15 protein-coding genes and 1 pseudogene are annotated in these 23,918 nt (G+C 60.6%); 6 read left to right on the top strand and 10 right to left on the bottom strand.

Annotated elements, in window-relative coordinates:
• Positions 1-218: 218 nt before the first annotated feature.
• On the bottom strand, positions 219-1,082 hold the full coding sequence (locus tag FRT59_RS27540; RefSeq protein ID WP_411829016.1) for a methyl-accepting chemotaxis protein: 864 nt from the start codon (positions 1,080-1,082) through the stop codon (positions 219-221).
• Positions 1,074-1,829 (bottom strand): annotated as a pseudogene (locus tag FRT59_RS27535) (MCP four helix bundle domain-containing protein); the annotation flags it as partial. The pseudogene FRT59_RS27535 and the gene FRT59_RS27540, both read right to left, overlap by 9 nt.
• A 282-nt stretch (positions 1,830-2,111) precedes the next feature.
• On the opposite strand from FRT59_RS27535, the gene FRT59_RS14935 reads away from it, so the two are divergent.
• Together FRT59_RS14935 and FRT59_RS14930 are read left to right on the top strand one after the other, a co-directional pair.
• Positions 2,112-2,342 carry a hypothetical protein gene (locus FRT59_RS14935; RefSeq protein ID WP_003187970.1) on the top strand — a complete coding sequence of 77 codons (231 nt, stop codon included), beginning with the start codon at positions 2,112-2,114 and terminating at the stop codon, positions 2,340-2,342.
• Positions 2,339-2,635: a cell division protein ZapA gene (locus tag FRT59_RS14930; protein ID WP_153838705.1), complete on the top strand. Its 297-nt coding sequence runs from the start codon at positions 2,339-2,341 to the stop codon at positions 2,633-2,635. Before FRT59_RS14935 ends, FRT59_RS14930 begins: the two co-directional genes overlap by 4 nt.
• Before the next feature lie 73 nt (positions 2,636-2,708).
• On the opposite strand, the gene FRT59_RS14925 is transcribed toward FRT59_RS14930, so the two are convergent.
• The 3 genes from FRT59_RS14925 to putA form a co-directional block, all read right to left on the bottom strand.
• Positions 2,709-3,122, bottom strand: a complete 414-nt coding sequence (locus tag FRT59_RS14925) for a hypothetical protein (protein ID WP_153871561.1) — start codon at positions 3,120-3,122, stop codon at positions 2,709-2,711.
• A 147-nt stretch (positions 3,123-3,269) separates the two neighbouring features.
• Positions 3,270-5,072 (bottom strand): acyl-CoA dehydrogenase, encoded by a 1,803-nt coding sequence (locus FRT59_RS14920; RefSeq protein ID WP_153871560.1) that lies wholly within the window; start codon positions 5,070-5,072, stop codon positions 3,270-3,272.
• Positions 5,073-5,284: 212 nt separating this feature from the next.
• The gene (gene putA, locus FRT59_RS14915) at positions 5,285-9,238 is read right to left on the bottom strand and encodes a trifunctional transcriptional regulator/proline dehydrogenase/L-glutamate gamma-semialdehyde dehydrogenase (RefSeq protein WP_153871559.1); all 3,954 of its coding nucleotides are present in this window, start codon (positions 9,236-9,238) and stop codon (positions 5,285-5,287) included.
• Between the two features lie 461 nt (positions 9,239-9,699).
• On the opposite strand from putA, the gene putP reads away from it, so the two are divergent.
• On the top strand, positions 9,700-11,184 hold the full coding sequence (gene putP / locus FRT59_RS14910; protein ID WP_034117383.1) for a sodium/proline symporter PutP: 1,485 nt from the start codon (positions 9,700-9,702) through the stop codon (positions 11,182-11,184).
• 83 nt (positions 11,185-11,267) lie between these two features.
• Here the strand turns inward: putP and FRT59_RS14905 are convergent, their stop codons facing one another.
• Positions 11,268-11,756 (bottom strand): DUF2165 family protein, encoded by a 489-nt coding sequence (locus FRT59_RS14905; protein ID WP_034117384.1) that lies wholly within the window; start codon positions 11,754-11,756, stop codon positions 11,268-11,270.
• A 178-nt stretch (positions 11,757-11,934) separates the two neighbouring features.
• Between FRT59_RS14905 and FRT59_RS14900 the strand changes: the two genes are divergently transcribed.
• The 3 genes from FRT59_RS14900 to FRT59_RS14890 all read left to right on the top strand — a co-directional run bounded on the left by FRT59_RS14900 (position 11,935) and on the right by FRT59_RS14890 (position 15,615).
• A complete protein-coding gene (locus tag FRT59_RS14900) occupies positions 11,935-13,956 on the top strand; it encodes a type VI secretion system Vgr family protein (RefSeq protein ID WP_153871558.1) in 2,022 nt (673 codons plus the stop codon).
• Entirely contained in the window at positions 13,956-14,681 is a 726-nt protein-coding gene (locus FRT59_RS14895; RefSeq protein WP_153871557.1) for a DUF4123 domain-containing protein, read from the top strand. The genes FRT59_RS14900 and FRT59_RS14895 overlap by 1 nt, the downstream gene beginning before the upstream one ends.
• 97 nt (positions 14,682-14,778) lie before the next feature.
• Entirely contained in the window at positions 14,779-15,615 is an 837-nt protein-coding gene (locus FRT59_RS14890; protein WP_034117387.1) for a 23S rRNA (adenine(2030)-N(6))-methyltransferase RlmJ, read from the top strand.
• A gap of 136 nt (positions 15,616-15,751) precedes the next feature.
• On the opposite strand, the gene msrA is transcribed toward FRT59_RS14890, so the two are convergent.
• The 4 genes from msrA to aceE form a co-directional block, all read right to left on the bottom strand.
• Positions 15,752-16,399, bottom strand: coding sequence for a peptide-methionine (S)-S-oxide reductase MsrA (msrA, locus tag FRT59_RS14885; protein WP_153838711.1), 648 nt, complete (start codon positions 16,397-16,399; stop codon positions 15,752-15,754).
• 72 nt (positions 16,400-16,471) lie between these two features.
• Complete coding sequence (locus FRT59_RS14880; protein ID WP_034117389.1) at positions 16,472-19,165, bottom strand: putative bifunctional diguanylate cyclase/phosphodiesterase; 2,694 nt, start codon at positions 19,163-19,165, stop codon at positions 16,472-16,474.
• A 331-nt stretch (positions 19,166-19,496) separates the two neighbouring features.
• A complete protein-coding gene (aceF, locus tag FRT59_RS14875) occupies positions 19,497-21,137 on the bottom strand; it encodes a dihydrolipoyllysine-residue acetyltransferase (protein ID WP_198809694.1) in 1,641 nt (546 codons plus the stop codon).
• An 11-nt stretch (positions 21,138-21,148) separates the two neighbouring features.
• Positions 21,149-23,794: a pyruvate dehydrogenase (acetyl-transferring), homodimeric type gene (gene aceE / locus FRT59_RS14870; protein ID WP_034117391.1), complete on the bottom strand. Its 2,646-nt coding sequence runs from the start codon at positions 23,792-23,794 to the stop codon at positions 21,149-21,151.
• Positions 23,795-23,918: the final 124 nt, after the last annotated feature.

Here is a 23,918-nt window from a genome sequence, read left to right as displayed (position 1 = left end):
ACCATGCAGTCTGCGTGCCAGGGATTCTAACCTGTTGAATTGCTGCGCTGTCAAAAAGCTTTTTCTGATTTTTCCACAAGCAGCAGAGGCAACTGTGGGAGGGGGCTTGCTCCCGATAGCGGTGGGTCAGTTACTGATGAACTGACTGACAGACCGCTATCGGGAGCAAGTCGAATCGTCGCACCGCCCCTCCCACATTTTTAAACCAGTGCAGTCAGTTAGAGGCGGAAGCGCCCTACCATCCCGTTCAGATCCACCGCCAGGCGCGACAATTCGCTGCTCGCGGCGCTGGTCTGGCTGGCGCCGGTGGCCGATTGCACCGACAAATCACGGATATTCACCAGGTTGCGGTCCACTTCCCGCGCTACCTGGGCCTGTTCTTCTGCAGCGCTGGCGATCACCAGGTTGCGCTCGTTGATCTCGACAATCGCGGTGTTGATGGTATCGAGCGACATGCCCGCGCCTTTGGCGATATTCAGCGTCGATTCCGCCCGCTCGGTGCTGTTGCGCATCGAATCCACTGCGTGCTCGGTACCCGTCTGGATACTGCCGATCATGCGCTCGATCTCGCTGGTGGACTGCTGGGTGCGATGGGCCAGCGCCCGCACTTCATCGGCCACCACGGCGAAACCACGCCCGGCTTCCCCGGCCCGCGCGGCTTCGATCGCCGCGTTCAGGGCCAGCAGGTTGGTCTGGTCGGCCAGGCCGCGAATCACGTCCAGTACCTTGCCGATATCCCGCGATTCATTGGCCAGGTCGCCAATCAGGGAGGCGGTGGCTTGCACGTCGGCGCTCATGCGTTCGATGGCGCTGACGGTTTCCTGCACCAGGTCACGGCCGTCACCGGCAGAGGTGGTGGCGTTGCGCGAGGCTTCGGAGGTGCTCACCGCATTGCGGGCGACTTCTTCGACCGCGCTGGTCATCTCGTTGACCGCGGTGGCGGCTTGTTCGATTTCGTTGTTTTGCTGGGTCAGGCCACGGGCGCTTTCGTCGGTGACGGCATTCAGCTCTTCGGCGGCGGACGCTAGCTGGGTGGCGGAGCCGGCGATGCGTTGCAGGGTGTCGCGCAGTTTGGTTTGCATCTTGGCCATGGCGGCGAGCAGGCGGCCGGCTTCATCGTTGCCGTCTACGGTGATCGGGCGCGTCAGGTTGCCTTCGGCCACTTCTTCCGCAGCTTCGAGGGCGCGGGCGATGGGCAGGGTGATGCTGCGGGTCAGCAACCAGGCGAACAATAAGGTCAGTGCCGTGGCAACCACCAGCAGGCCCACCACCAGGTTAAAGGCCATGTCGTATTGGTCTTTGGCTTGCTGGTTGGTGGCGTTGGCGTCGTCGTTGTTGATATCCAGCAAACGGGTCAATACGGCGTTGACCTGCTCGGAGTTGTTCAGCAACTCGGTGTTCAGCAGGTTGCGCAGCTCGTCGATTTGATTGGCGCGCGACAGACTCTTCATGCGCTCTTCAATCTGGTGGTACTGGCCCAGCAGGCGCACGTACTCGTCGTAGGCATTGCGTTCTTGCGTACTGGTGATCAGTTTTTCGTAGATACCCTGGGCCGTGCGAATCTGCTGATTACGCAGCTCAAAGGCTTCCAGGGTATTTTGCTGTACATCCGGCTCGCGGTTGGTCAGCAAGCGGTACGACAGCACGCGCAGGCGCAGGGTCAACTGGGTGAAATCGTCGAGGGCACGAATGCTGGGCACGCTGGCCGAGGTGATGTCTTCGGTGGCTGCGCGAATCTTGCTCATCTGGTTCAGGGCGAACACACCCAGCAACAACATCAGGGCGCCAATAAACGCGAAGCCGAGGAAGGCCCTCGGGGCGATATTCATATTACGAAGAGACATGCTGGAATCCTGGGGGAGAGCGCGACCCATGCGGTCATGAGACGAGGTATACATCCGCTATCGGCCATGGGACGAAAGTCTTAAGGGGCCGTGCGTTTTTGTCGCATCTGACGAGGGGTTGGGCGGATTCAGGAACCAGATCGGGTAAATGCAGTCACTAAGTGCGGCCCGGCCCTGAGTAATCGGGCTGCGCGCCGGGGATAACCCTGGCATCCGAGGTGAATTTTCTTTATCGTCACCGCCCTTTTAAAAGCCCGAGAAATCAAAATGTTAGAAGCATCCCTCAGCCAACTGGAACAACTGGTCAGCGACCTCGTACAGCAGAATCAAGAGCTGCTGGGCAGCAACGAATCCCTCAAGGCCGAACTGGCCCGCGCCAAGGACGAAAACGACAGCCTGCAACTGAACCTGATGGAACAGGAAGAAAAGCACGGCGCCACCGCCGCACGCATCCAGGCACTGGTTGAGCGTGTGAGTGCAGGGCCTGTCAGCGCATGAGCGAGGGGATAAAGGTCGTTTCGATTCTCGGAGAGGATTACTCGATCAAGGCACCGGCCGGCGAAGATCAGACCCTGATGCATGCCGTGACCATGCTCAAGGCCTCCCTGGCGGTTACCAAGAAAAAGTACCCGACCCTGATCGGTGACAAATTATTGGTATTGGCCGCGCTGAACCTGTGCGCCGAGCAGATCGAAATGCAGCAGGCGCACCAGCAGGAACTCGACCGTTACCAAGAGCAAGTCAGCGCCACGGTCGATGTGATTTCCAAGGTGATCGGGCAGGGCGACTGAATCGCCTGGTGTCGCCGGCATGATGCGCGCCTGGATACCGAATGGTGCGCTTTATGTCGATTTCTCACTACGTTTAGCTTGGATCGTAGATGATCTCGATTGCAATCATCCCGTTAGATTGCTCACGGAAGGCTTTGTTGGCGACTCTCCTTTGTGTGCCGTCATCAGTGCGATGTATATCTCCGATCCCGATAGACAGGAAGGCCTCAGGGGTGCCCGGTTTAAGGTTGGGCGGCAGTGGTAATGCGTATGGAGCGCTACTCTCTGACTGGGAGGTTTTTTTTCTCTCAGGGGCGTCTTTCTTCTGGTCGCCTTGGAAAATTCCATACACTTGAATGTCGTAATTCATATTGTTGTGCGTGGTGTAGATCTTTTTCGTGACCTTCTGCGGGCCTGTATCGTCGTCCCATATCTCTCCCAGTCTTATATAGATATCTTCCGGCATGGTTCCAATGTAGGTGCCCACCGTACGGTTTTGCTCGCTCATGGCCTTTACTCTTGTATGCGTTTGGGAGCAGGTAACACCTGCCGTTTGCCCGAAACACCACATTGCTACGATTCAGGTAGCTTGAGTTTATGCCCCTCAGAAACGGGCGCCACCTGTCAATGTTGACAGGGGGCGAGGGCAGTTTGATCAGAACCACTCATCCCGCATCCCCAGGCACGTATCGTCGCGTGCCTCCAGAATCGCCAGTTCATGATGGCAACCCGGTACTTCCCACGTCAGGAAGTACCGGGCGGCCTGGAGCTTGCCCTTATAGAAGGCCACGTCGGTCGCGTCACCCTTGGCCAGCCCTTCTTCAGCGCGGATTGCCTGTTCCAGCCAGCGCCAGCCAATCACCGTATGCCCGAACACTTTCAAGTACAGCGCCGAGTTCGCCAGGCTGCTGTTGACCTTGCCTTGGGCGAGATCGGTCAGTAGGCCAATGGTGACGCTTTGCAGGCGATTGACCAATTGCTCCAATGGCTCTCGTAGCGCCGTGAGTGACGGGTACTGCTGCGCCCGTGCGCCTGTCTCGGCGATCAAGCGAATCAGCTGTTTCAAGCCGGCGCCACCGTTCTGCGCCAATTTGCGCCCGAGCAAGTCCAGGGACTGGATACCGTGGGTGCCTTCATGGATCGGGTTGAGGCGGTTGTCGCGGTAGTACTGCTCCACCGGGTATTCACGGGTGTAGCCGTGGCCGCCGAGGATCTGGATCGCCAGTTCGTTGGCCTTGAGGCAGAACTCCGACGGCCAGGATTTGACGATAGGCGTGAGCAGGTCCAGCAGTTCGTGGGCTTGCTTTCGCTCGGAGTCGGTTTGCAGGGTGGTGGTGTCGTCGAACAGCCGCGCCGCGTACAGGCCGAGGTCGAAGGCGCCTTCCACATAGGCTTTCTGGGTCAATAGCATGCGCTTGATGTCGGCGTGCTGGATGATCGCCACCGGTGCGGTGCTTGGGTCCTTACTGTCGGGCAGGCGGCCCTGAGGGCGTTCCCGGGCGTAGTCCAGTGAGTAGAGGTAACCGGCGTAACCGAGCATCACCGCGCCCATGCCCACGCCAATGCGTGCCTCGTTCATCATCTGGAACATGCAGCTCAAACCTTGATGGGGCTTGCCCACTAGATAGCCAACACAGTTACCGTTATCGCCGAAGTTCAGCGCCGTTGACGTGGTACCGCGCCAGCCTATCTTGTGAAACAGCCCGGCCAGCAACACATCGTTGCGAGCACCGAGGCTACCGTCATCATTGACCAGGAACTTGGGCACGATAAACAGCGAAATGCCCTTCACTCCTGCGGGAGCGTCCGGCAATTTGGCCAGCACCATGTGCACGATGTTTTCCGACAACGAGTGATCGCCACCGGAGATGAAGATCTTGTTGCCCTTGAGTCGATAACTGCCGTCAGCCGCTGGTTCGGCGCGGGTACGAATATCCGACAAAGAGGAGCCAGCATGGGGCTCGGTCAGGGCCATGGTGCCGAAGAAACGCCCGTCGATCATCGGTTGCAGGAAGCGTTGTTTCTGCTCCTCGGTGCCGAAGTTTTCGATTAGATTGGCGGCGCCCATGGTCAGGAACGGGTAGGACGTTGATGCGGCGTTGGCCGATTGAAAGTGGGCGAAACACGCCTGCGACAACAGCGTCGGCAACTGCATGCCACCGGCTTCGAAACTGCGCGCAGCGTTGAGAAAGCCTGCTTCCAGGAAGGCGTCCACGGCCGGTTTGACTTCCGGAATCAGGATCGCCTGGCCGTCTTCATAGCGCGGCTCGTTTTCATCATTTTTGCGGTTGTGGGGGGCGAAGTACTTCTCTGCGATGTTGCGCGCCGTGCTGATGGCTGCATCGAAGGTTTCGCGATTGTGTTCGGCAAACCGTTCGCGCTGGGTCAGGCCCTCGGCATCGAGGACTTCGTACAGCTCGAAAGCCAGATTGCGGGAACTGAGCAGCGACTCGGACATGGCGGCTTACCTTTGGAGGAATTGGCCTGAGTCTAGGTGCGCGAATAGAGGCTGGATAGCAAGATTGATCTGGGTGATGGAGGGGCAAAACGCAAGCAGGGAATTGAAATGCAATCAAATGTGGGAGGGGGCTTGCTCCCGATAGCGGTGGGTCAGTTACTGATGAGCTGACTGACAGAACGCTATCGGGAGCAAGCCCCCTCCCACAGGTTTTAGCCGATAGTCATCAGGCTGGCGTTACCGCCTGCCGCAGCGGTGTTAACGCTCAACGCTCGCTCGATCACCAGGCGCTCCAGGGCAATGGTCGTCTCACCCTGAGACATCCCATGCACCCCAACGATCGCCCCGCCACGTTGCGCCACTTGCTGGCACACCGCACGCAGTTGGTCGGAATCACCGTGGTGCAGGACGGCGTCGAACACCACGTCGTCTTTGGTCCAGTCAGCCACACGCTTGATCTTCGCCTGAACATCCTTCGGCAGGCGTGGGAACAACGCCTTGGTCAGCTCGGTTTCCGGCCATACCGCCGAACCGCCTACTGCCAATACCGCCGCCAGTTGAGTCAGCAGGTCGCCTTCTACTTCAGCCAGGCACAGTACGTGCTCGCGAGGCAGGATGGCATAGCTGTTGCGCTCACCGGTCGGGCCGGCCAGTTGGCGGGTGATACCGCTCTGGGACTGCGCGGCGAATTGGGTGCACAGGGCGCTCAGTTCACTGAACTTGTTGCTGTCGGCCCAGGTTTTCAGGGCGGTCAGCGGTTGGCTCATGGCATCACGCAGGCGCACATCGGGTGCAGCCAACTTGTCGCCGCGTACGAAGGATTGCTCGATCGCGTCGGTAGGACGAGTCGACAGCAGGCGGTACAGGTACAGCGGGCCACCGGCTTTCGGGCCGGTGCCCGACAGGCCTTCGCCGCCGAATGGCTGCACGCCGACCACGGCACCCACGATGTTGCGGTTGACGTAGACGTTGCCGGCATTGACGTTGTCGATCACCTTGGCGATGGTCTCGTCGATACGGGTGTGCACGCCCAGGGTCAGGCCATAGCCCGACGCGTTGATCTGGCCGATCAACTGGTCGATTTCTTTACGCTTGTAGCGCACCACGTGCAGCACCGGGCCGAAGATCTCCCGTTGCAGCTCGTCGAAGCTTTCCAGCTCGATCAGGGTTGGCGTCACGAAGGTGCCGCGCTTGATCTCTTCGCCGTCGGCAATCGCCACCTGGTACACGGTACGGCCTTTGTCACGCATGGCCTGGATGTGTTTCTCGATGCCAGCCTTGGCTTCGGCATCGATCACCGGGCCGATATCCACCGACAGACGCTCCGGATTGCCCAGGCGACATTCAGCCATGGCGCCCTTGAGCATTTCGATCACGCGGTCTGCCGAATCTTCCTGCAGGCACAAGACGCGCAAGGCCGAGCAACGTTGGCCGGCGCTGTCGAAGGCCGAGGACACCACGTCGATCACCACCTGTTCGGTGAGTGCCGACGAGTCAACGATCATTGCGTTCTGGCCACCGGTTTCGGCGATCAGTGGGATTGGGCGGCCCTGGGCGTCCAGGCGACCGGCGACATTGCGTTGCAACAGGCGCGCGACTTCGGTGGAACCGGTGAACATCACGCCTTTGACGCGATCATCACCCACCAGGCGGGCACCAACGCTTTCGCCCTGGCCCGGCAGCAGTTGCAGCACGCCTTCCGGAATGCCGGCCTCGAGCAGGATGCGCACAGCTTGGGCGGCGACCAGCGGAGTTTGTTCGGCAGGCTTGGCCAATACCGGGTTACCGGCGGCCAACGCTGCAGCGACCTGGCCGCTGAAAATGGCGAGCGGGAAGTTCCACGGGCTGATGCACACCACCGGGCCCAGTGGGCGGTGGGCGTCGTTGGTGAAATCGTTGCGTGCCTGCACCGCGTAATAACGCAGGAAGTCCACGGCTTCACGCACTTCGGCGATAGCGTTGGCGAAGGTCTTGCCGGCTTCACGGGCCAGCAGGCCCATCAGCGGCTGGATCTCGCCCTCCATCAGGTCGGCGGCACGCTCCAGGATGGCGGCGCGTTCGGCGGGCGGGGTGGCCTGCCAGATCGGCGCGGCGCTGATGGCGCACTGGATTGCGTTGTCGACGTCTTCGACGGTGGCTTCCTGTACGTGGCCGACTACGTCACGCAGGTCGGACGGGTTCAGCACCGGTTGTGCCGCTTCCTGGCTGGAGGCGCAACCGAGCATCGGCGCGGCTTTCCAGTTGTTGTGCGCGGTAGCCAGCAATGCGCAGGACAGCGACGCCAGGCGGTGTTCGTTGGCCAGGTCGATACCGGCCGAGTTGGCGCGGTCGCTGCCATACAGGTCACGCGGCAGCGGGATACGCGGGTGTGGCAGGCCGAAGCCGCCTTCCAGCGTCGCCATTTGTTCGATGCTGGCCACTGGATCGGCCACCAGCTCCTGAATCGAGATGGATTGGTCGGCGATACGGTTGACGAACGAGGTATTGGCGCCGTTTTCCAGCAGGCGGCGTACCAGGTAGGCCAGCAGTGTTTCGTGGGTGCCGACCGGTGCGTACACACGGCACGGACGGTTCAGCTTGCCTTCGGAGACCTTGCCTACCACTTGCTCGTACAACGGTTCACCCATGCCGTGCAGGCATTGGAACTCGTACTGGCCGGGGTAATAGTTCTGGCCGGCGATATGGTAGATGGCCGACAGGGTGTGGGCGTTGTGCGTGGCGAACTGCGGGTAGATGGCTTCCGGCACCGACAGCAGTTTGCGTGCACAGGCGATGTAGGAAACGTCGGTGTACACCTTGCGGGTGTAGACCGGGTAGCCTTCCAGGCCCTCGACCTGGGCGCGCTTGATCTCGCTGTCCCAGTACGCACCTTTTACCAGGCGGATCATCAGGCGATGGCGGCTGCGGCGGGCCAGGTCGATGACGTAGTCGATCACATACGGGCAACGCTTCTGGTAGGCCTGGATCACAAAGCCGATGCCGTTCCAGCCGGTCAATTGTGGCTCGAAGCACAGGCGCTCGAGCAGGTCCAGGGACAGCTCCAGGCGGTCGGCCTCTTCAGCGTCGATGTTCAGGCCGATGTCGTATTGCTTGGCCAGCAAGGTCAGCGACAGCAAGCGCGGGTACAGTTCATCCATCACGCGTTCGTACTGCGCACGGCTGTAGCGCGGATGCAAGGCGGAGAGCTTGATGGAGATGCCCGGGCCTTCATAGATCCCACGACCGTGGGAGGCTTTGCCGATTGAGTGAATGGCTTGTTCGTACGAGGCCAGGTACTTCTGCGCATCGTGTTCGGTGAGTGCGGCTTCACCGAGCATGTCGTAGGAATAGCGGAAGCCCTTGGCTTCGAATTTGCTCGCATTGGCCAAGGCTTCGGCGATGGTTTCGCCGGTGACGAACTGCTCGCCCATCAAGCGCATGGCCATGTCGACGCCCTTGCGGATCATCGGCTCGCCGCTTTTGCCGATGATGCGGCTCAGGGACGAGGTCAAGCCTGCTTCGTTATGGGTGGCGACCAGTTTGCCGGTCAGCAGCAGGCCCCAGGTGGCAGCGTTGACGAACAGCGAGGGGCTGTTGCCCAGGTGTGGCTGCCAGTTACCGGTACTGATCTTGTCGCGGATCAGCGCGTCACGGGTGCCTTTGTCCGGGATGCGCAGCAGCGCTTCGGCCAGGCACATCAGTGCCACGCCTTCCTGGGACGACAGGGAGAATTCTTGCAGCAGGCCCTGGACGATACCGGCACGGCCACCGGCGCTCTTCTGGTTGCGCAGTTTTTCGGCAATCGAGGCGGCGAGCTTGTTGGTGGCTTCGGCCATTTCAACCGGCAGGCGCGCCTGCTCGATCAGCATTGGCACCACTTCCGGCTCTGGGCGGCGGTAAGCGGCGGTGATCGAGGCGCGCAGTACCGATTGCGGCAGGATGCTCTCGGCGAACTCCAGGAAGCACTGGTGGGCGTGGTCGGCCTGGATTTCGCCAGCGTCTTCGGCGTCCTTGCTGCTCAAGCCATTGAGCTCGGACAGGGTTGCACCACCCTCGAGTTTCTCCAGGTAATTGAAAATCGCCTGCTTGATCAGCCAGTGCGGCGTGCGATCAATGGAGGTCGCGGCAGCCTTCAGGCGTTCGCGGGTCGGGTCGTCGAGTTTGACCCCAAGGGTGGTCGTTGCCATCTTTTTATCCTCATGGGTGCCACTACCGAGTGGCATCTGCTGGCGGCAAGATTAGCTTTGCCCATGCGCAGGTGCAACCGGGTGCAACCCTTTTGTTCAGGAAATTTTCGACGGTTGATCGGAAAAAAATTGGCCCTCGACGGAATCCGCGCTGCCTTGGTGCATTTGCTTCTGAGATCGGCTGTTCTTGCTCCGAAAAGGAGCAAAAACAGGGTGTTTGTCCAAAAACACACTTGGGTGCAACTTATTCGCAAGAAACTGGTTGCACCTTATTTGCTTTGTTGAATAGCATTCGCGAACCAAGGTGCAACCACCTCTACGGTTTGGTTCATCGGCTGGCGGCTTTCCTGGGGAAACGCCAGTCATAAATGCGCGGCACGCAGGCTCGTCTATCCGGTAATCCACGGGTGGCTGTCCAAATGACCGTCGCTACATAAAAACAAAGCCAGGGCGTCACTCCTATGAGCGTTAGTAATCCAACCCTGATCACGTTCGTGATCTACATCGCAGCAATGGTGCTGATCGGCTTGATGGCCTATCGCTCCACCAATAACCTTTCTGATTACATCCTCGGCGGTCGCAGCCTCGGTAGCGTGGTGACAGCTTTGTCGGCCGGTGCTTCCGATATGAGCGGCTGGTTGTTGATGGGCTTGCCGGGCGCGATCTACATGTCCGGCCTGTCGGAAAGCTGGATTGCCATCGGCCTGATCGTCGGTGCTTACCTCAACTGGTTGTTCGTGGCCGGCCGCCTGCGGGTGCAGACCGAACACAACGGCGACGCCCTGACCCTGCCGGATTACTTCTCCAGCCGCTTCGAAGATAAAAGCGGCTTGCTGCGGATCATCTCCGCCGTGGTGATCCTGGTGTTCTTCACCATCTACTGCGCCTCCGGCATCGTTGCCGGTGCCCGCCTGTTTGAAAGCACCTTCGGCATGCCCTACGAGACTGCGCTGTGGGCCGGTGCTGCGGCGACTATTGCCTACACCTTTATCGGTGGTTTCCTGGCAGTCAGCTGGACCGACACCGTACAAGCCACGCTGATGATCTTCGCGTTGATCCTGACGCCGATCATCGTGCTGCTGGCGACCGGCGGTGTGGACACCACGTTCCTGGCCATTGAAGCCAAGGACCCGACCAACTTCGACATGCTCAAAAACACCACCTTCATCGGCGTTATCTCGCTGATGGGCTGGGGCCTGGGTTACTTCGGCCAGCCGCACATCCTCGCGCGTTTCATGGCGGCGGACTCGGTGAAGTCGATCGCCAAGGCGCGTCGCATCTCCATGACCTGGATGATCCTGTGCCTGGGCGGCACCGTGGCGGTGGGCTTCTTCGGTATTGCTTACTTCTCGGCGCATCCGGAATTGGCAGGCCCGGTGACTGAAAACCCTGAGCGTGTGTTTATCGAGCTGGCCAAAATCCTGTTCAACCCATGGGTTGCCGGTGTCCTGCTGTCGGCCATCCTCGCGGCCGTCATGAGCACCCTGAGCTGCCAGCTGCTGGTGTGCTCCAGCGCCCTGACCGAAGACTTCTACAAGGCGTTCCTGCGTAAAGGCGCTTCCCAGCTTGAGCTGGTGTGGGTAGGCCGGATCATGGTGCTGGTGGTGGCCTTGATCGCCATCGCCATGGCCGCCAACCCGGAAAACCGCGTACTGGGCCTGGTCAGCTACGCCTGGGCCGGATTCGGCGCTGCGTTCGGCCCTGTGGTGCTGATCTCGGTCATCTGGAAACACATGACCCGCAACGGCGCACTGGCCGGCATCCTGGTCGGCGCGATCACCGTGATCGTGTGGAAGCACTTCTCGCTGCTGGGCCTGTACGAAATCATCCCAGGCTTCATCTTCGCCAGCCTGGCGATCTACTTCGTGAGCAAGATGGGCGCACCGACTGCAGGTATGGTCGAGCGCTTTGATGCGGCGGAGAAAGACTACAACCTCAACAAGTAATTCGATGGGCGTTTAACGCCTGTCTAGCGAGTAAAAAAGGCCCACGTCCTCAGGATGCTGGGCCTTTTTTTATGGGGATTGATTCAATCCCTTTCCGTCTGATTGAGAAAAATCAGCACCCCCAGAATCGCCATGTAGAACTTGAACGCGGCTTCCTGGCCATTCCATTGATGGGATTGCCACATCAGGAACCACTCGCCACCGACCACCATAAAGCCAAAAAACCACACCACGAAGCCGAGGGTAAGGCCTGCGATGGCGCATGTCTTCGCGTGGTTGAAGTCGGTGCCGCTGGCGTGGCGTGCACGCCACAACGACAACGCGCCCCGTGCGAGCAACAGCGCGGTCAGCAATTCACCGAGGATGATCAGCGCGTAGGCGGCGTGCCACGCCCAGGGGGCGGTGATTGCGCGGTACATGGCGGCGTTGCCGGGGAAGGTGGTGTCCATGCTCAGCACATGTTTGACGAAGGCGAAGTTGGAGCCGTAGTCGGTGATGTTATTGAACGCGACCAGGGTGGCGAAGGTTGCCAGGACCAGGGTCAGGATGATTTTTGCGTAGCGGGTCGCCATGCTGTTTCCCGTGTTATGTCGAGGAGAGAAGTTATTACGCTAGCACGGCTCGCTATGCGCCCTCGACGACGGATAGAGGAAGACTGCGGTAGGACCTTACTGATTTACCTGCGATGCGCCCAGGCCGGCAACAAGCTGGTGCAGAATCGGCCGCCCACCCTTCGCGGAGAAACACCGGATGTTCGCTCCTGCCAATCAAAGTGCATTTACCCTGGCCCTTGACGGGGTTCCCAGTGACCTCAAGGTATTCGCGTTCAGTGGCACCGAGGCGATCAGCCAGCCTTACCGGTTTGAACTTGAGCTGGTCAGCGAGCAGCCAGACCTTGACCTGGAGAGCTTGCTGCATCGCCAGGTGTACTTGGGTTTCGATGAGCAGGGCCATGGTGTTCACGGCCTGGTTTATCGGGTCGCCCAGGGTGACTCCGGGCGGCGCCTGACGCGCTACCAGATCAGCCTGGTGCCGCACTTGGCGTATCTGGCGCACAACAGCCACCAACGTATTTTCCAGCACAAGACGGCTCCGCAGATTGTTGCGCAGGTACTGGTGGGGCAGGGGATCCATGGCGATTGCTTCGAATTCCGTCTGAGCGGTCATTACCCTGAGCGCGAGTATTGTGTGCAGTTCGGTGAGACCGATCTGGCCTTCATCCAGCGCCTGTGTGCCGAGCTGGGCATTCACTATCACTTCCAGCATTCTCCCGAAGGGCACCTGTTGGTGTTTGGTGATGACCAGACAGTGTTTGCCCAGGCGGATCACCCCACGCCTTACCGGCCCGGTTCGGGAATGGTTGCCGATACCCCGGCGATCAAGCGCTTCACGCTGCAATTGGCAACCTGCACCACGGCCGTCAATTTGCGCGACTACGATTTCCGAAAACCCCACCTGGAGCTGCAAAGCACGGCCGTCGACGAGCAGTTGCCAAAGCTTGAAGAGCAGCAATACCCCGGCCGGTTTTCCGACCGAGCCCATGGCAAACACCTCGCCCAGCGTAGCTTGGAGCGGCATCGCAGCGACTATCGTGTCGCCCATGGCCAGGGTGATGAACCGACCTTGGCCAGTGGCCGGTTTCTGCAGTTGAGGGAGCACCCGCGCGAGGACTGGAATGACTTGTGGCTGGTGACACAGGTGACCCATGAAGGTAAGCAGCCCCAGGTGCTGGAGGAGGCGGTCACCGAGGTGGCGGGTGAGGAGTTTCGCCAGGGGTATCGCAATGCATTTGTCGCTACGCCATGGGATGCAGTCTTTCGCCCGCCCTTGCCTGAGCAGCCGCGCCCGACGATATCGGGTTACCAAAGCGCAGTGGTCACTGGCCCGGTTGGCAGTGAGATCCATTGCGACGAATACGGACGGATAAAGGTGCAGATGGCGTGGGATCGCATCGGCGAGCTCAACGATCATTCCAGTTGCTGGCTGCGGGTGGCCAGCGGCTGGGCCCATGACCGCTATGGTGTGGTGCTGATACCCAGGGTCGGCATGGAAGTGCTGGTGGGCTTCGTCAATGGTGATTTGGATATGCCGCTGGTGGTGGGGTGCCTGCCTAATGCCGCCACACCGATGCCCCTCGACCTGCCGGCGGACAAGACCCGCAGTATCCTGCGTAGCCAGAGCAGCCCGGGTGGTGGGGGCTACAATGAGCTGCGAATCGAAGACCGCAAGGGCGCCGAGGAAATCTACCTGCGGGCCCAGCGGGACTGGACCCAGCATGTGCTCAATGACCAACAGGTGCAGGTCGATAACCAGCGTCGTGTGCGGGTGGGCGGAGAGTCGCACCACGAGTTGCAGGGCGAAGAGCAACGCATCACCCATGGCAACCGCCTGACTGAACTCAAGCAGGATGATCATCTGGTGGTCGGCGGTTCGCAGCATATGCGTGCCGGGCAGACCATCCAGCTGGGGGCGGGGCAAAGCATCGTCATTGATGCGAGCACCAGCGTGACGATTCAGGCGGGCGGGCAGTCGATCACGCTGTCGGCGGGCGGGATTTTCAGCAGTGTGCCGATCCAGCTCGGCGGGGCGCCTGCTCCAGCGGCGGCGCCGTTGATGCCAGGGTTGAAGGAGACGTTGCTGGCGGTTATTCCCGCACCGTTAAGCGCTGTGCAAGTGGCCAGCCTGAAGCGTAGCGCGCCATTTTGCGAAGAATGTGAACGCTGCAAGAGCGGACAGTGCGATATCAGCACTCATGCACGGAGTTTCCCTTGATGCCTGCACCCTTGACTCCCCGCGCCTGGCTGGCGCAATACCCACTGCATCCTAATGAGCAAATGTACGCCGTGCTGGGCAGTGCCAGCGACGCCAAGCCGTTTGCTGCCTGGCAAGCCATGGCGGCGGGCAAGCCACCGCAACCAGTCTGGGCAGGCACGGCCTACGCCGATTGGAATGAGGTCATGCCTTACGTTGCAGTCGTCGAACCGGGCAGTGCCTTCCTCGATTGGATAGCCACTACCCAGGCATCGGATTGGGGTTGGCTGGCGGTAGCGTCCTGCCCGCTGGAAACCGTGATCGAGCACTTGCAGGGCTTGACCCAGGTGTACGTGCCCGAAGACCAGCCGGTATTTTTGCGCTTTTGGGATGGGGCGCATTTTTTGCCGATCTTGCAGCAGTTGGGTGACGAGGCGGGTAGTCTGTTACCGGTCTTCCAGCGCTATCTGATCAACGGCCGGCCGCTGTCAGTGACGCCGCGGCCGGTCACGCCAGCCAAGACCAGCCCTTGGTGGCGGGTGCCGGAGCCATTGCTGGTACACCTGGCACAGCAGTCACCGCAGGTACTGGTCGACAACCTGCTGCAATGGCTCCAGGAGCAGCGGCCCGACCTGTACACCGCGCTTACGCCAAGCACCTTGCAGCACAAGGTCGCCTACTTCGCACGCAGGCCGGATATCAGCCCGGCCGCACTGGCTGACTACCTTGCCTTGGAGTTGAGTTGAGCCCATGGCAATCGTGTGGCATCGATGCGGCCCGCCATGCGGCCCTGCACCTTTGCGCCGGTAGCAGGTAAACTTCGCCCCCTGCGCAGGAGCAACCATGAATTATCGTCACGCCTTTCACGCCGGCAACCATGCCGATGTCTTCAAACACCTGACCTTGACCCGCCTCATCGCCCTGATGTCGCGCAAGGAGCAGCCGTTCGCCTACCTCGACACGCACGCCGGCATTGGCCTGTACGACCTGCAGGGCGATCAGGCCAACCGCACCGGTGAATACCTGGAAGGCATCGCCCGCCTGTGGGGCGCAAGCGACCTGCCGCCGCTCACCGCCGACTACATGCGTGTACTGCACGAGATGAACCCGGACGGCCAGTTGCGCTACTACCCGGGCTCGCCGGAACTGGCGCGACGCCTCACACGGCCTCAGGACCGGGTGCTGCTCAACGAGAAGCACCCGGAAGATGGCGTGCTGCTCAAGGACAACATGAAAGGTGATCGCCGCGTCAAAGTGCACCTGGGCGAAGGCTGGCATGTGCCACGCGCCCTGTTGCCGGTGCCGGAAAAACGCGCGTTGATGCTGATCGACCCACCGTTTGAACAGCTCGATGAAATGCAGCGTTGCGCGGCGTCCCTCAAGGAAGCGGTCAGCCGTATGCGCCAGACGGTCGCGGCGATCTGGTACCCGGTGAAGGACCAGCGCATGTTGCGCCGCTTCTACCAGGACCTGGCCGGCACTGGTGCGCCGAAGTTGCTGCGTGTGGAGTTGCTGGTGCATCCCCTGGACACCCCCAACACCCTGACCGGCTCGGGGCTGGCGATTGCCAACCCGCCGTGGGGCCTGGAAGAGGAGTTGCGTGAGCTGCTGCCGTGGCTGTCCAAGAAGCTTGGCCAGACCCAGGGTGGGTGGCAGATGGATTGGCTTATCGCTGAATAGTCAGCTCTCAGGCCACACACAAAACTAAATGTGGGAGGGGGCTTGCTCCCGATTGCTGACTGTCAGTCAGTACTTCTGTAACTGACACACCGCAATCGGGAGCAAGCCCCCTCCCACATTTGGTTCTATGTTGCCCTTAGATCGGGCAGGTCACGCCTGTGCCGCCGATCCCGCAATACCCCTGCGGATTCTTCGCCAGGTACTGCTGGTGGTACGCCTCGGCGAAGTACACCGTCGGGGCTTCTTCGATTTCCGTGGTGATCTCACCGACACCGGCCTTGGTCAGCTCTTGCTGATAAGCCTCGGCACTGGCTTTGGCCGCCGCCAGTTGTTCAGGCGTGGTGGCGTAGATCACCGAACGGTACTGGCTGCCAATATCATTGCCCTGGCGCATGCCCTGGGTCGGGTTGTGCAGTTCCCAGAACATCTTCAACAGGTCTTCGTACTTGACCTTGGCCTGGTCATACACCACCAGCACCACTTCGCTGTGCCCGGTCAGGCCGGAGCAGACTTCTTCGTAGGTCGGGTTCGGCGTGAAGCCGCCGGCGTAGCCGACCACGGTGCTGACCACGCCATCGCGCTGCCAGAATTTGCGTTCCGCGCCCCAGAAGCAGCCCAGGCCGAAGATCGCGAAACCGACGTCATCAAGGAACGGGCCCAGCAGCGGGTTGCCGTTGACGAAGTGGGTCTCTGGCAGCGCCATTGGGGTTTCACGGCCAGGCAACGCTTGTTCTTGAGTAGGCAGCACGTTTTTGTTCACCAGAATTTCCGAGCGCAAGACCATGATCAGTCCTCTCGTCAGGTTGAGTAACAGTAAATTGTCAGACAGCCAGTGTGCCCGAGTGTTACAGCGCTGTCAGGCGATTGGCCCGCGCGGATAGCGTTTGAGCTTCTCCAGCAGCTCTGCACCGGGGATCGGCCGGTCGAACAGGTAGCCTTGGCCCACATCGCAGCGGTGCCGGCGCAGGAACGCCAACTGCTCAGCGGTCTCGATGCCTTCGGCCACCACCTTGAGCTTGAGGTTATGGGCCATGGCAATCACCGCCGAGGTAATTTCCATGTCGTCCTGGTTATCCGGGATTTCGTGGATAAAGCTGCGATCAATCTTAATGATGTCGATGGGGAATTTTTTCAAGTAGCTCAGCGACGAGTAACCGGTGCCGAAGTCGTCCATGGCCAGGGTCAGGCCAAAGCTCTTGAGCTGGTCCAGTTGCAGGCGCGTGTCTTCGGTGGCCTCCAGCAGCAGGCCTTCGGTCAGCTCCAGCTCCAGCAGGTTGGCCGGCAGTTGTTCCTCCTTGAGGATTGTAGCGATCGAGGCCACCAGGTCCGGGTCGGAAAACTGCTTGGGCGACAGGTTGATCGCCACCTGCAAATTGCCCATGCCTGCGGCGCTCAACTGCCGGCTCATGCGGCAGGCCTGGCGGGCGATCCATTTGCCGATAGGGATGATCAGCCCGGTTTCTTCGGCCACGCTGATGAACTGGTCCGGGCGAATCATGCCCTTTTCCGGGTGGTTCCAGCGCAACAGCGCTTCCATTCCCAGCAAACGACCGCTGCGCAGGCACAGCTTGGGCTGGTAGAACACGTCCAGTTCGTTCTGGGTCAGGGCGCGGCGCAAGTTGTTTTCCACGAACAGCTTGTAGCTGGCCTCGGCATTCAGGGCCTCGGTAAATACCTGCACCTGATGTTTACCGTTGGCCTTGGCCTTGTGCAGGGCCAGCCCGGCGTTGCGCATCAGGGTTTGTGGGTCGCGACCATGCAGCGGCGCGCAGGCCAGGCCCACGGAGCCGGTGACGCTGATCAACTGGTTGTCGACGAACATTGGCTTGTCGAGGGTGGCGAGCAACTGGCAGGCGACCTGCTGGCCCGTTTCCAGGTCGGCATCGTCCAGCAGCACCGCAAATTCGTTACTGGCAAAGCGCGCCAGGCTGCCGCCGGTGCTCAAGCTGTTGCGCAGGCGGCGGGCCAGGCTGATCAGCAGTTTGTCGCCGGTCTGGTGGCCGAGGCTGTCGTTGATCCGCTTGAAGTTGTCGATGTCCACCAGCAGCAGGCTGATGGGGCTGTCGCTGTCGCGGGCAAACCGCTCGTCGAGGTTGCGGATAAACGCCGGGCGGTTGCCCAGGTTGGTCAGGTTATCGGTGTAGGCCAGGCGTTCGATGCGCTGTTGCGCCAGTTTGGTCTGGGTGATGTCTTCGTAGATGCCGATGTAGTGGGTCAACTCGCGGTTGTCACCATACACCTTGGAAATCGACAACTGGCCCCAGTAGGGTTCCAGGTTCTTGCGACGGCTTTTGAACTCACCTTGCCAGCTATTGCTTTTGGCCAGGGCCGACGGCGCGTCGAACAGCAATTCACTGAGGTTTTCCAGGGCCGGCAGTTGGGCCAGGCGATGACCGTGGACCTCTTCGGCGCTGTACTGGGTAATCGCGGTGAAGCTGGGGTTGACGTACTCCACCACACCGTCGCAATTGACCAGCAAAAAGGCGTTGGCACTTTGTTCCACCGCTCGCTGGAACAGGTGCAGGGCACTGGTGGCGGTACGGCGGTTGTGGTTGTTGATGACCTGGGCGAACTGGTCCGCCAACTCGCCGGCAAATGCGATCTCATCGGACTGCCATGCACGCGAGCTACCCCGTTGTTCCAGGCACAGCACACCGACGACCTGGCCATCCACACGAATGCTGGCGTCGAGCATTGCGTGAATATCCTTGGCGCGCAGGCTTTCGGCCATTTCACGGGTACGCGGGTCACGCAGGGCATGGGTGGCATCGATGGCACGACTGGAGTGCAGGGCTTCCAGGTAATCCGGGAAGTCACTGGCGTCGATGGCGTCGGGCAGGTGGTGCTGTTGGTCGGCACGGTGGTACGCCGAGATCGGTACCAGGCGTTGGTCTTCGAGGTTCCAGATGCTGGCGCAGTCGATCTGGTAGATGTCGCATGCGCTGCGGGTGATCAGCTCAGCGGCTTCTTGCAGCGAATTAGGCATGGTGTAGCGCTGGCGGGCCAGCAGCAGGATCAACTCTTGCTGGGCGCGTACCCGTTCCAGGTGCAGCAACTGTTCCTGCTGCGCACGCTGGTTGAGTTCCAGGGCGATCTGCAGGCGGCTGTTCTGGTTTTCCAGGTCGGCGGTCGGGGCGGGCGCGGTGGTTTCACTGAACAGCCCGTCAACCACCATCAGGTAGCCGCGCAGCAGGTGGCGGTTGTGTTGTTTATAGGCCTCGCCCATTTCCAACAGGCTCAGCGGGCCGTCGCTGGTGTGCAAGGTGTAGCGCACCAGATAATGGGGGCTTTGAGTCAATTGCTGCTGGATTGCATCGTGCAACTGATACCGCACTTGCGGTTCCATCAGGCTAGCGTAGGGCGTACCGATCAAGGCACAGAGCTCTACCGCCGGCCAGCCGAATTGGCGCTCGCAATTGGGGTCAAGGTAGAGCATGGCCCAGCTTGCCTCATTAAGCCGCTCGAAACGCAGCATACCGAGGCGCGAAGGCACCGGTAATTGCGTCACTACCTCGGCCGCCATACGGGCGACATCGGGTTGGCTTTTCATGGGGAAACTCGCTTGGAAAATTGCGCACTGCGCTGGGCTCTCGCCCTCTTTACTGTCGCCTGCGGCAAGGTTGCATCATGCAGCACGCACTGACAAGAGAGGATGAAGGCTAAGTGCTATAAGGGGGTTATCGGCGGTGTGGAGGATTTCTGCAATCGGGGTGATCGGTGGTTATTGAGGCATGCTCGACGCCCCTGTGTGTGGCGAGGAGGCTCGCTCCTGCAAATTGCTGGCAAAAAAAGCCCCGCCAAGTGGCGGGGTTGAGGTACGAGCGTGGCGCTCGGAAATCGCTGCGGCAGGGGCCTTCCCGGTGAAAGGAAGGCCCTGCGGCTTACAGCAGGATGGTGCGGATGTCGTTCAGCAACTGGCTCAGGCGCTGGGTGAAGCGTGCCGCTGCGGCGCCGTTGATCACACGGTGATCGTAGGACAGCGACAGTGGCAGCATCAGCTTGGGCTGGAACGCTTTACCGTCCCACACAGGCTGGATGGTGGCCTTGGAAACGCCCAGGATCGCCACTTCCGGCGCGTTGACGATTGGCGTGAAGCCAGTGCCGCCAATGTGACCGAGGCTGGAGATGGTGAAGCAAGCGCCCTGCATGTCGTCCGGGGTGAGCTTCTTGTCGCGGGCCTTGGCAGCCAGCGCAGCCGCTTCAGCAGCGAGCTGCAACAGGCTCTTCTGGTCGACGTTCTTGATGACCGGTACCAGCAGGCCATCCGGGGTATCGACCGCAAAGCCGATGTGCACGTACTTCTTGCGAATGATCGCCTTGCCGCTTGGCGCCAGCGAGCTGTTGAAGTCCGGCAGTTCCTTGAGCAGGTGTGCACAGGCCTTGAGCAGCAGTGGCAGCACGGTCAGTTTCACGCCGGCCTTTTCGGCCACGGCTTTCTGCGCAACGCGGAAAGCTTCCAGGTCGGTGATATCGGCCTGGTCGAACTGAGTCACGTGCGGGATGTTCAGCCAACTGGCGTGCAGACCTGCCGCGCCGATTTGCATCAGGCGGGTCATCGGCACTTCTTCGGTTTCGCCGAAGCGGCTGAAATCCACGGTACGGATCGGCGGAATGCCCGAGCCACCGGTAGCGCCACCGGCAGCCGGCGCTTCCTTGGCTTTGTTCATCATGGCTTTGACGTAAACCTGTACGTCTTCTTTCAGCACACGGCCGTGAGGACCGCTGGCAGCCACTGCGCTCAGCTCAACGCCGAACTCGCGGGCCAACTGACGCACGGCTGGGCCTGCGTGAACCTTGGCACCGCTTGGCGCAGGTGCGGCAGCAGCAGGGGCCGCAGTGGCCTCGGCTTTTGCAGCGGGTGCAGGCGCGGCAGCGGCCGGAGCAGCTTCAGCCTTGGCAGCCGGAGCAGCAGCCGCTGCTGGAGCGGCGGCAGGCGCAGCGCCTTGTACTTTCAGCTTGAGGATGAAGTCACCGGTGCCGACTTCGTCTTCCAGCTTGACCGCGATGCTTTCCACCACGCCGGCAGCCGGCGATGGGATCTCCATGGAAGCCTTGTCGGACTCCAGGGTGATCAGCGACTGGTCGGCTTCGACGGTGTCGCCGACCTTGACCAGCAGCTCGATGATCTTGGCCTTGCCCGACGAACCGATGTCCGGGACATGAATGTCCTGGACAGTCGCGGCGGCCGGTGCAGCAGCCGGAGCGGCAGGCGCTTCGGCTGGCTTTTCAGCAGGCGCGGGTGCAGCCGCGGCAGCAGGAGCCTCCGCCGCAGGGGCCGCATCAGCGGCGCCTTCGATTTCCAGCTCCAGCAGTTCGTCGCCTTCTTTCAGGCGGTCGCCCAGCTTCACTTTCAGGCTCTTGACCACACCGGCCTTGGGAGCAGGGATTTCCATGCTCGCCTTGTCCGACTCAAGGGTCAGGATGCTCTGGTCGGCTTCGACGGTGTCGCCGACCTTCACAAACAGCTCGATTACTTCACCTTCACCGCTGCCGATGTCAGGTACGCGAATGAGTTCGCTCACAAAAAATCTCCTCAGCAGTCCAGTGGGTTGCGTTTTTCCGGGTTGATCCCGAACTTGACGATAGCGTCAGCCACTACCTTAGGTTCGATCTCACCACGGTCAGCCAAGGCTTCCAGGGCTGCCAACACCACGAAGTGACGGTCGACTTCGAAGAAGTGACGCAGCTTCTTGCGGCTGTCACTGCGGCCGAAACCATCGGTGCCCAGGACTTTGAATTCTTTGGACGGGACCCACTGGCGAATTTGTTCAGCAAACAGTTTCATGTAGTCGGTAGAGGCGATGACTGGACCCTTACGGCCTGCCAGGCACTCTTCGACGTAGCTCAGCGCAGGCTTCTGGCCTGGGTGCAGGCGGTTGCTGCGCTCTACGGCCAGGCCGTCGCGACGTAGTTCGTTGAAGCTGGTAACGCTCCACACGTCGGCGCCGACGTTGAACTCGTCACGCAGGATCTTCGCCGCTTCACGCACTTCACGCAGGATGGTGCCGGAGCCCATCAGTTGTACGTGGTGTGCCGCTTCCTTGGTGTCTTCTTCGAGCAGGTACATGCCCTTGATGATGCCTTCTTCCACGCCGGCCGGCATGGCAGGCTGCTGGTAGGACTCGTTCATCACGGTGATGTAGTAGAAAACGTCCTGCTGCTCTTCGGTCATCTTCTTCATGCCGTCCTGGATGATCACCGCCAGCTCATAGCCGTAGGTTGGATCAAAGGTGCGGCAGTTCGGGATGGTGGCAGCCAGGATGTGGCTGTGACCGTCTTCGTGTTGCAGGCCTTCGCCGTTCAACGTGGTACGGCCGGCGGTACCGCCGATCAGGAAGCCACGGGTACGGCTGTCGCCTGCTGCCCAAGCCAGGTCGCCGATACGCTGGAAGCCGAACATCGAGTAGAAGATGTAGAACGGCAGCATCGGCTGGTTGTGGCTGGAGTACGAAGTACCGGCAGCGATGAAGGAGCTCATGGCGCCCGCTTCGTTGATGCCTTCTTCGAGGATCTGGCCCTTCTTGTCTTCCTTGTAGAACATCACCTGGTCTTTATCGACTGGCTCGTAGAGCTGGCCGACTGAAGAGTAGATGCCCAACTGACGGAACATGCCTTCCATACCGAAGGTACGGGCTTCGTCCGGGATGATCGGGACGATGCGCGGGCCGATGTCCTTGTCCTTGACCAGTTGCGCGAGGATCCGCACGAAGGCCATGGTGGTGGAGATCTCACGGTCGCCCGAGCCGTCAAGGATTGCCTTGAGGGTGCTCAGGTCCGGCGTCGGTACGCTGAAGCTGTTGGCACGGCGCTGTGGCACGAAACCGCCCAGTGCAGTGCGACGCTCGCTCAGGTAGCGGGCTTCGGCGCTGTTTGGTTCTGGCTTGAAGAACGGCAGGTTCTCCAGCTCTTCGTCCTTGACCGGGATATCGAAGCGGTCGCGGAACAACTTCAGGCTGTCGACATCGACTTTCTTGGTGTTGTGCGCGGTGTTCTTCGCTTCGCCGGCACCGGTGCCATAACCCTTGATGGTCTTGGCCAGGATGACGGTAGGTTGTTCTTTGTGGTTGACCGCTTCGTGGTACGCCGCGTAGACCTTGTACGGGTCGTGGCCGCCACGGTTGAGTTTCCAGATCTCGTCGTCGGACAGGTCGGCAACCATCGCCTTGAGTTCAGGCGTGTTGAAGAAGTGCTCGCGAACGAACGCACCGTCCTTGGCCTTGTAGTTCTGGTACTCGCCGTCGATGACTTCGTCCATGCGACGTTGCAGGATGCCGTCGACGTCCTTGGCCAGCAGTGGGTCCCAGAAACGGCCCCAGATGACCTTGGTCACGTTCCACTGGGCGCCACGGAACACGCCTTCGAGTTCCTGGATGATCTTGCCGTTGCCGCGAACCGGGCCGTCGAGGCGCTGCAGGTTGCAGTTGATGACGAAGATCAGGTTGTCCAGCTTCTCGCGGCCGGCCAGGGAGATGGCACCCAGGGATTCCGGCTCGTCGCACTCGCCGTCGCCCAGGAAGCACCAGACTTTCTGCTTGCCTTCCGGGATGAAGCCACGGGCTTCCAGGTACTTCATGAAGCGCGCCTGGTAGATCGCCTGGATCGGGCCAAGGCCCATGGAAACGGTCGGGAACTGCCAGAAATCAGGCATCAGCCAAGGGTGCGGGTAGGACGACAGGCCCTGACCGTCGACTTCCTGGCGGAAGTTGTTCATTTGCTCTTCGCTGATGCGACCTTCCATGAACGCACGGGCGTAGACGCCTGGCGAGGTGTGGCCCTGGAAGTAGATCAGGTCGCCGCCGTGTTCGTCGGTCGGGGCCTGGAAGAAGTAGTTGAAGCCGATGTCATACAGGGTTGCGCTGGAAGCGAAGCTGGAGATGTGACCGCCCAGGTCAGAATCTTTCAAGTTCGTGCGCATTACCATCGCCATGGCGTTCCAACGTACCAGCGAGCGAATGCGGCGTTCCATGAACAGGTCGCCAGGCATGCGTGCTTCGTGGGTAACGGGGATGGTGTTGCGGTACGGCGTGGTGATGGCGTAGGGCAGTTGCGAGCCGCTGCGGGTCGCGAGTTCGCCCATACGGGTCATCAGGTAGTGAGCACGGTCTTCGCCTTCTTTGTCGAGAACCGATTCCAGGGCGTCCAGCCATTCCTGGGTTTCGACGGGATCGAGGTCTTGCATGGCTTGCTCCAGGGCGGAAAGGCTACCAGAATCGGTTGCCTGAAGTTTGCGACTGGCCTTGTGGGCAGACGACATAAATTCTTGGATGGCCGAAGGTTGCTTCGGCGTCCTGTAGTTTTACTAC

It is taken from the genome of Pseudomonas haemolytica, assembly GCF_009659625.1.
In the GTDB taxonomy this organism is placed as follows: Bacteria; Pseudomonadota; Gammaproteobacteria; order Pseudomonadales; family Pseudomonadaceae; genus Aquipseudomonas; species Aquipseudomonas haemolytica.
Note: the sequence above shows the minus strand (reverse complement) of the source record. Positions and strands in the feature narration are given on the sequence as shown.

What these genes read in the sequence shown, in the direction of transcription:
- FRT59_RS14925 (WP_153871561.1), bottom strand. Translation starts at nt 3,122, where the DNA reads ATGAGCGAGCAAAACCGTACGGTGGGCACCTACATTGGAACCATGCCG.
- FRT59_RS14890 (WP_034117387.1), top strand. Translation starts at nt 14,779, where the DNA reads ATGAATTATCGTCACGCCTTTCACGCCGGCAACCATGCCGATGTCTTC.
- putA (WP_153871559.1), bottom strand. Translation starts at nt 9,238, where the DNA reads ATGGCAACGACCACCCTTGGGGTCAAACTCGACGACCCGACCCGCGAA.
- FRT59_RS14900 (WP_153871558.1), top strand. Translation starts at nt 11,935, where the DNA reads ATGTTCGCTCCTGCCAATCAAAGTGCATTTACCCTGGCCCTTGACGGG.
- FRT59_RS14930 (WP_153838705.1), top strand. Translation starts at nt 2,339, where the DNA reads ATGAGCGAGGGGATAAAGGTCGTTTCGATTCTCGGAGAGGATTACTCG.
- FRT59_RS14905 (WP_034117384.1), bottom strand. Translation starts at nt 11,756, where the DNA reads ATGGCGACCCGCTACGCAAAAATCATCCTGACCCTGGTCCTGGCAACC.
- putP (WP_034117383.1), top strand. Translation starts at nt 9,700, where the DNA reads ATGAGCGTTAGTAATCCAACCCTGATCACGTTCGTGATCTACATCGCA.
- FRT59_RS14895 (WP_153871557.1), top strand. Translation starts at nt 13,956, where the DNA reads ATGCCTGCACCCTTGACTCCCCGCGCCTGGCTGGCGCAATACCCACTG.
- FRT59_RS14880 (WP_034117389.1), bottom strand. Translation starts at nt 19,165, where the DNA reads ATGAAAAGCCAACCCGATGTCGCCCGTATGGCGGCCGAGGTAGTGACG.
- aceE (WP_034117391.1), bottom strand. Translation starts at nt 23,794, where the DNA reads ATGCAAGACCTCGATCCCGTCGAAACCCAGGAATGGCTGGACGCCCTG.
- FRT59_RS14920 (WP_153871560.1), bottom strand. Translation starts at nt 5,072, where the DNA reads ATGTCCGAGTCGCTGCTCAGTTCCCGCAATCTGGCTTTCGAGCTGTAC.
- msrA (WP_153838711.1), bottom strand. Translation starts at nt 16,399, where the DNA reads ATGGTCTTGCGCTCGGAAATTCTGGTGAACAAAAACGTGCTGCCTACT.
- FRT59_RS14935 (WP_003187970.1), top strand. Translation starts at nt 2,112, where the DNA reads ATGTTAGAAGCATCCCTCAGCCAACTGGAACAACTGGTCAGCGACCTC.
- FRT59_RS27540 (WP_411829016.1), bottom strand. Translation starts at nt 1,082, where the DNA reads ATGCAAACCAAACTGCGCGACACCCTGCAACGCATCGCCGGCTCCGCC.